We start from the raw sequence: 7,566 nt of genomic DNA, 5'->3' as shown, positions 1-7,566 counted from the left end.
GCTGCCGGCGGCAGCCGTCAAGGCTGCTGCAGGAACCAGTTCGCCGCGCCGATCACCCCGAGCTGGCCATGCTCGACCAGCTTTACCGGGATCTGCTCCAGCGCAGGACGCATCGCGCCCTTGTTCAAGTAGCGCTCGACGAAGCTGCTGGCGGACAGGAACGCGCCGATCTGCGGCAGGAAGCCGCCGGCCAGGTAGACGCCGCCCTGCACGCCGTACAGCAGGGCCATGTCGCCGACCACGCTGCCGAGCAGGCCGCAGAAGGCGGACAGCGCTTCGTGCGCCAGCGGGTCGCCGCCGGCCAGCGCGGCCGCGGTGATGTCGCTCGGTGCGGCGAGCGCGGGCGTGGCGCCACGCAGGTCGCACAACGCGCGATAGAGATTGAGCAGGCCCGGGCCGGACAGGAAATGCTCCATCGGCACATAGGAGCGATCGCGCAACAGCCGCTGCGCCAGCGCCAGTTCCAGATCGTTGCCGATCGGCAGCGCGGCATGGCCGGCCTCGGTGGCCAGCACCATGGCGCCGCCCTGGGTCGGAATCCACACCGCGGCGCCGAGGCCGGTGCCCGGACCGATCACCAGCGCAGGCCCGCGCTGCGCCTTGCGCGGCCCAGTCAGATGCAGCACTTCGCTGGCGTCCATCGACGCGGCCGCATACGCCACCGCTTCGAAATCGTTGACCAGATGCAGTGCCTTCATGCCCAGGCGCTCGCGAATTTCCGGCGGCGACAGCGTCCACGGCAGATTGGTGGTGATGACGCGACCATCTTCGAGCGCGTAACCGGCGCTGGCGATCACCCCACGGGTCGGCTTCGGCCCCTGCACCTGGCCCAGGAACTCGCCGATGATCTCGGCCAGACCGGGATAGTCGGCGCAGCGGTATTTGCGATAGTCCAGCACATCGACGGACGGCGCCGGGCCGGCACCGGCAGCGCGTGCGACCAGGCCGATCCGGACATGGGTTCCGCCGACATCGGCAGCAATGAAGGGCTCGGCGCGCGGCACGGCCGCTGCCACTGATGAACTGCTTGCGGACACATCTTCTCCCGTTGCGCCAGAGCAGGCGCACGCCGATTCGGCAGATTGATCGATCGAGTGTCGGATCACCTTGACAACGTTGTCAAGGTGAATTTCACCCGTTTGTCGTTTTGTCTTCACCACTGCGACTTCATCGGCCGGATCGCCCGGCCGTTCGAGTGGCCGATCGCATGGCGCGTTGCATGGGTGAACATCCGTCGCAAAATTTCGCCGCATTGCACAAATTTCTGCCACACGCGCAGCCAACCGGCAGCGCTTGCCACACCAGGGCCTCGCGGCCAACGCAGGCCCGCTGCACCCATCCGCGGGCATGTTTTCTTTTGTAGACAAGCACCTAGGAGACGCGACGGAAGGGCCGCGAAAGCCTCCGGAAAGATGCCGCGGCGAGCCTTGCTTGCATTCGTCAAAACCACGTGAAACGGGTGTTGACAACGCTGTCAGCGCTACGACAGACTCGGCTCACACAAGTTTTACAACTTCAAGACATGCCACGTTCAGGGGATTCAGACACAGCGACGCATCGCCGCTCCTCCCGCGCCAAGTGGCAGGACGCGCGCTGACGCTGCGACCGGCATCCCCGAACCGACGAAACCACGCCCCGAGCCGGGCCGGACGCAGCGGCGTCCGGATCAGGCGACAAGGTGCACTGCTGTATTGCTGGACTTGGTTGTTACCTGCAGGAACACAGGAAGGACTGGCGCCCTCGATGCCGCCGGTTGGCTACTTCCGCGTCAGCGACCGGACGACGCGCATCGAGATGCGATCCGCGCAGCGCCACCAGGCGCGGCGCCATCCACAAGGCCGGGCAGCGGCCAGCACGCCGGAACATCGGTTGGCACCTCATGCCCAAGTACTCACCCAGAGGTTTAGCCAATGAATAGCCGCACCACTACCTTAGCCCTCAGCATCATGGCCGCGCTGTACCTGTCCGGTAACGCCGCCGCGCAGGAAGCGCCCGCTTCCGCCAACGCGGATTCCAAGAACGTCCAGCAGCTGGATGCCATCACCGTCACCGGTTACCGCGCCTCGCTGGAGAAGAGCCAGTCGGTGAAGCGCTCGGCCAACTCCATCGTCGATGCGATCAGCGCCGAGGACATCGGCAAGTTCCCGGACACCAATGCCGCCGAGTCGCTGGCGCACCTGCCGGGCATCAGCGTGGACCGCCAGTTCGGCGAAGGCGAGAAGGTCAGCATCAACGGCACCGACCCGGCGCTGAACCGCGTGCTGCTCAATGGCCAGACCATCGCCTCGGGCGACTGGGGCGGCAACCCGACCGACACCAGCGGCCGCACCTTCAACTACACCCTGCTGTCGCCGGAAATCATCGGCCTGATGGAGGTCTACAAGACCCCGGAAGCCCGCATCGACGAAGGCTCGATCGGCGGCACCGTGATCGTGCACACCCGCAAGCCGCTGGACCTGCCGAAGAACACCATCCGCGGCTCGATCGGCTACAACTACAACGACCGTTCGGAAGAAGGCAATCCGCGCGGCTCGGCGCTGTGGAGCTGGAAGAACGACGACGAGACCTTCGGCGCGTTGATCTCCGCCACCCACGACAAGGAAGATCTGTCGCGCGCCGGCATCGAGTTCTTCGGCTACAACACCGGCGCTGGCATCCCGCCGACCGCGCGCATCTCCGGCGACGGCGGTAACGTCGCGACCGCCAAGATCCCGGTGGGCATCAACAGTTCCTTCTTCCAGCAGACCCGCGAGCGCAACGGCCTGCAGGGCGCACTGCAGTGGAAGCCGAACGATCAGAACGAGTTCAACCTGACCGGCCTCTACATCAAGGGCAAGTACAACAACTTCAGCGAATCGCGCTACGTCTGCCCGGGCTGCGGCGACCAAGACAAGATCACCAGCGCGACCGTGCAGAACGGTTACATCCCCCAAGCCACGGTTACCGACGGCGCCGGCAACGGCAAGCAGCCGTATGCGCAGCTGGACACCAACTACCGCGAAAGCAACGTCACCACCAAGAGCCTGAACCTGCGCCACGACTTCTACGGCGACAAGTGGGTGTTCACCTCGCAGGTCGGCACCACCAAGGCCACCGGCGGCAAGGACCCCGAGTACCTGATGAAGTTCCTGCTGCAGGACGGCGGCTACAATTTCAACTATGACGGCACCAACACTGGCGTTACCTACGGCAATAACAGCGCTAGCAACTGGGGCCTGAAGTCGGGTCAACAAGCCGGTGGTATCGAGTACACCACCACCAATGACAAGGAGAAGTACTTCCAGTTCGATGCCGCGCGCGATCTGGACTGGGGTCCGCTGAACAAGCTTCAGGTCGGCTACAAGTACATCAACCACGAAAACGGCCAGGATTCGCGCGGCAATGCGATCTATGCCAACCAAAACATTCTGCTGACGTCATTCAACCCGGGCACCACTCCGAGCGGCTTGTACGATGGACTCCACGCCAGTTCGGACCTTGTCAACTGGCCGACCGCCAACCTGAACTCGGTGCTGTCCTACCTGAAGTCTCTTCCGCAGGGCGCGTTGGAAAGCAAGTACGGCCAGATGTTCGATGTCAAGGAGATCACCAGCGATCTCTATGCGCAGATGAACTTCGAGTCCGGCAAGTGGCGCGGCAACTTGGGCGTGCGCTATGTCGACACCAAGGACAAGTCGCTGTACTGGCTCAGCTCCAATGGTGGCGTCTACACCCCGGTGACCTCGACCAAGCAGTACTACAAGCCGTTGCCGAGCTTCAACATCGCCTACGACCTGGATGACAACAAGGTGCTGCGCTTCTCTGCAGCGAAGGTGATCGCGCGTCCCCGCTACCAGGATCTCGCAGGATCTGTTTCGCTCAACAGCACCAGCAGCGATGGCACGACCTGTAACGGCAATACGTCGTGCAACCTGACCGGCAGCGGCGGCAACCCGGACCTAAAGCCTTACGAGTCGACCAACTACGATCTGGCCGCGGAATGGTACTTTGCCCCGTCCAGCATGCTGTCTGGCGAAGTGTTCTATCGGGACATCGGCTCTTATATTGTCACCGTTACCACCGCACAGCAGTTGACCGACCCGATCAATGGGGTAAGCGGCATCTACCAGATCAGCTCGCCGGTCAATGTCTCCAACGCCAAGGTCAAGGGCGCCTCGCTGAACTACCAGCAGGCCTTCGGCTACGGCTTCGGTCTGCAGGCGAACTACACCTACGCGACCGCCAACGCCAGCACCGGCCTGAACCTGCCGTACCTGTCGAAGAACACCTACAACGTGATCCCCTACTGGGAAAACGGTCCGTGGATGGTGCGCCTGAACTACAGCTACCGCTCCAAGTACTTCACCCAGGTCGGCCGCCTGAACTCGCAGGTGTTCACCGACGAGTACAAGCAGCTGGACCTGACCGCCTCGTACGAGATCAACGACTGGATGAGCGTGAGCTTCAGCGCGACCAACCTGCTCGACTCGACGTACTACTGGTACAACGAGGTCAAGTACGCGCCGATCGGCATGTACAAGAACGGCCGCGGCTACCAGGCGCAGCTGAACTTCAAGTTCTGATGTAGCACCGGCGCGCCACCGTCCCTCCACGGTGGCGCGCTTTTTCGTGTCCGGCGCGGCGGCGCCGGCATCGTCTTCTGCAACAAGGAGTGCCGTTCCATGACGACCGAGACCCGCCCCAGTGCGGACCGATCCCGCCACGCCGGAGCCGCACGCCAGACCCTGGCCAGCGCACTGGCCCTCATGCTCGCGCTGACGGCCCTGCCCGCTGGCGCCGCGGACGCGCCGTCGCCGACGGCGCCCACCGCCACCACCCTCAGTCCGGAACAGATCGACCAGCAGTGGCTGCAGGCCACCGCCAAGTACGCGCCCGAACGCGCGCGGCTGGTGCGCGAAGCCAACGATGGCGCGCGCGGCGGACCGTTCCGACCCGACTGGACCTCGCTCAAGCAATACCGCTCGCCGTCCTGGTACGACAACGCCAAGTTCGGCATCTTCATCCACTGGGGCGTGTTCTCGGTGCCGGCCTTCGGCAACGAGTGGTATTCGCGCAACATGTACCAGCAGGGCAGCAAGGACTACCTGCACCATCGGGAAACCTACGGCCCGCAGTCGCGCTTCGGCTACAAGGACATGATCCCGCTGTTCACCGCGCCCAAGTTCGATCCGCAGGCCTGGGCCACCCTGTTCCGCGATGCCGGCGCCCGCTACGTGGTGCCGGTGGCCGAACACCACGACGGCTTCGCGATGTACGACTCGCAGCTGTCGGACTGGACCGCGGTCAAGATGGGCCCCAAGCGCGACGTGCTCGGCGAGCTGTCCAAGGCGATCCGCGCACAGGGCCTGCATTTCGGCCTGTCCTCGCACCGCGCCGAGCACGACTGGTTCTTCGACGGCGGCCGCCAGTTCGACTCGGACGTCAACGACCCGCGCTACGCCGGCCTGTATGGCCCGGCGCAGGTCCGCCTGCCGGGCAAGGACGACGCCGACGTCACCAACGACTGGACCCCGGTGTCGCAGGCCTGGCTGGACGACTGGCTGGCGCGCACCACCGAACTGATCGACCGCTACGACCCGGACCTGATCTATTTCGACTGGTGGATCGCGCACCCGACCTTCCGCGGCACCCTGCCGACCATGCTGTCGTACTACTACAACCACGGCGCGGCCAAGGGCGGCGTGGTGGTGAACTACAAGCTCGGCGCCTTCCCCGAAGGTGCCGGCACGCTCGATATCGAGCGCGGCCAGCTCACCGGCATCCATCCCACGCACTGGCAGACCGACACCTCGGTCAGCAACGCCTCGTGGGGCTATGTCGAGAACGACACCTACAAGACCCCGACCTTCATCATCCACATGCTGGTGGACGTGGTCAGCAAGAACGGCAACCTGATGCTCAACATCGGCCCGCGCGCCGACGGCTCGATCCCGGACACCGAACGCGCGATCCTGCTGTCGATCGGCAAGTGGCTCAAGACCAACGGCGAGGCGATCTACGACAGCACGCCGTGGCGCAGCTACGGCGAAGGCCCGACCGAAGTGGTCGGCGGCACCTTCCAGGACACCAAGACCAAGCCCTACACGCCCGAGGATTTCCGCTTCACCACCGGCCACGGCGCGCTGTACGCGATCGAGCTGGGCTGGCCGGCCGATGGCCAGGCGCTGATCCGCTCGCTGAAGCCGGCCGATGGCGTGCGTGGCGTCACCCTGCTCGCCAACGGCAAGCCGGTGCCGTTCGAGCAGCGCGCCGACGGCCTGCACCTGCGCCTGCCGGCCAAGCCGGTGGGAGAACACGCCTACGTGTTCCGCATCGACCTGTCCTCCCCCACTCCGCCAACGGATCCCTCCCGATGATGAAGCGTTTCGCAGGGCTGCTGTTCGCCCTCGCCCTGGCCTGCGGGCCGGCCATGGCCAAGAACCCGACTGCGCTGTTCTATCTGATGAACACGCAGAAATCGACCAATTCGTTCCTGGCCCACCTCGACAAGATCGACGTGGTGGTGCCGACCTGGTACGGCGTGGACCAGAGCGGCCTGGTCAACGGCACCCCGCACATGTACCTGTACGAGATCGCCAAGCAGCACAAGCTGCGGGTGATGCCGATCCTGTCGATGACCGCCGGGCGCGAGGGCTTCCACAAGCTGCTGCACGACGAGGACGCCAAGCAGCGCATGATCCAGGCGCTGCTGATCCACGGCCGCAAGCACGGTTACTACGGCTTCCAGTTCGATTTCGAGAGCATCGCCTGGACCGACCGCGACGCCTACTCGCTGATGGTCAAGCAGACCGCCGAGGCGCTGCACAAGGCCGGCTTCAAGCTGTCGGTGGCGGTGGTGCCGAACGCGCCCGGCTATGCCGAGGGCGGCGCCTTCGCCAAGTGGATGTGGGAGTACTGGCGCGGCGCCTACGATCTCAAGGCGCTGAGCGCCTCGGCCGACCTGATCAGCCTGATGACCTACGACCAGCACACCCGCTGGACCGCGCCCGGCCCGGTGGACGGCATGGTGTGGATGAAGAAGCACCTGGACTACGCGCTGACCCAGGTGCCGAAGGACAAGCTGTCGCTGGGCATCGCCACCTACGGCTACCGCTGGTACACCGGCAATCCGGTCAAGCCCGACGGTACCGAAGCCTCCAACATCACCGCCGACTACATCGATGCCGACGAATCGTTCCCGCTGGCGGAAGAGCAGCATGCCACCGTGCAATGGGACCCGGTGGAGCAGGAGTCGTGGTTCTACTTCTACCGCGACGACATGCGCGAATGGGTGTTCCGCCCGGACGCGCGCAGCTTCCGCGCCCGCTACGAGCTGACCAAGCAATACGGTCTGGAAGGCTTCAGCTGCTGGGTGCTGGGCGCCGAAGATCCCAAGGTCTGGGACGAACTGCCGACCGCGACGCGCTGAGCGGCCCCACGACCGAGATGCGACACGACGGGCACGCGGCGCGCAGCGAACGCGCCGCGCTCACCCCAGGCTACCTCACAGCCTCTACGATACGCATCTCGATCGCTTGAGGTAGACCGATGACTGCAGTGGGTGCACACCCCCGATTGCCGCACCGC

Annotated in this window: 4 protein-coding genes; 3 read left to right on the top strand and 1 reads right to left on the bottom strand. The window is 64.8% G+C overall.

Features of this window, described 5'->3' with window-relative positions; genetic code table 11:
• Positions 1-17: 17 nt before the first annotated feature.
• A complete protein-coding gene (locus D588_RS0112010; protein ID WP_026143639.1) occupies positions 18-1,037 on the bottom strand; it encodes a glucokinase family protein in 1,020 nt (339 codons plus the stop codon).
• An 873-nt stretch (positions 1,038-1,910) separates the two neighbouring features.
• Between D588_RS0112010 and D588_RS0112005 the strand changes: the two genes are divergently transcribed.
• The 3 genes from D588_RS0112005 to D588_RS0111995 all read left to right on the top strand — a co-directional run bounded on the left by D588_RS0112005 (position 1,911) and on the right by D588_RS0111995 (position 7,408).
• A complete protein-coding gene (locus D588_RS0112005) occupies positions 1,911-4,562 on the top strand; it encodes a TonB-dependent receptor (protein WP_026143638.1) in 2,652 nt (883 codons plus the stop codon).
• Between the two features lie 99 nt (positions 4,563-4,661).
• Positions 4,662-6,356, top strand: a complete 1,695-nt coding sequence (locus D588_RS0112000; protein WP_026143637.1) for an alpha-L-fucosidase — start codon at positions 4,662-4,664, stop codon at positions 6,354-6,356.
• Entirely contained in the window at positions 6,356-7,408 is a 1,053-nt protein-coding gene (locus D588_RS0111995) for a glycosyl hydrolase family 18 protein (protein ID WP_017916150.1), read from the top strand. Before D588_RS0112000 ends, D588_RS0111995 begins: the two co-directional genes overlap by 1 nt.
• The last annotated feature ends 158 nt before the right edge of the window (positions 7,409-7,566 follow it).

The sequence above is a fragment of the Xanthomonas sp. SHU 308 genome, assembly GCF_000364645.1.
Lineage (GTDB): Bacteria > Pseudomonadota > Gammaproteobacteria > Xanthomonadales > Xanthomonadaceae > Xanthomonas_A > Xanthomonas_A sontii.
This window is presented reverse-complemented; position numbering and strand designations above follow the sequence as displayed.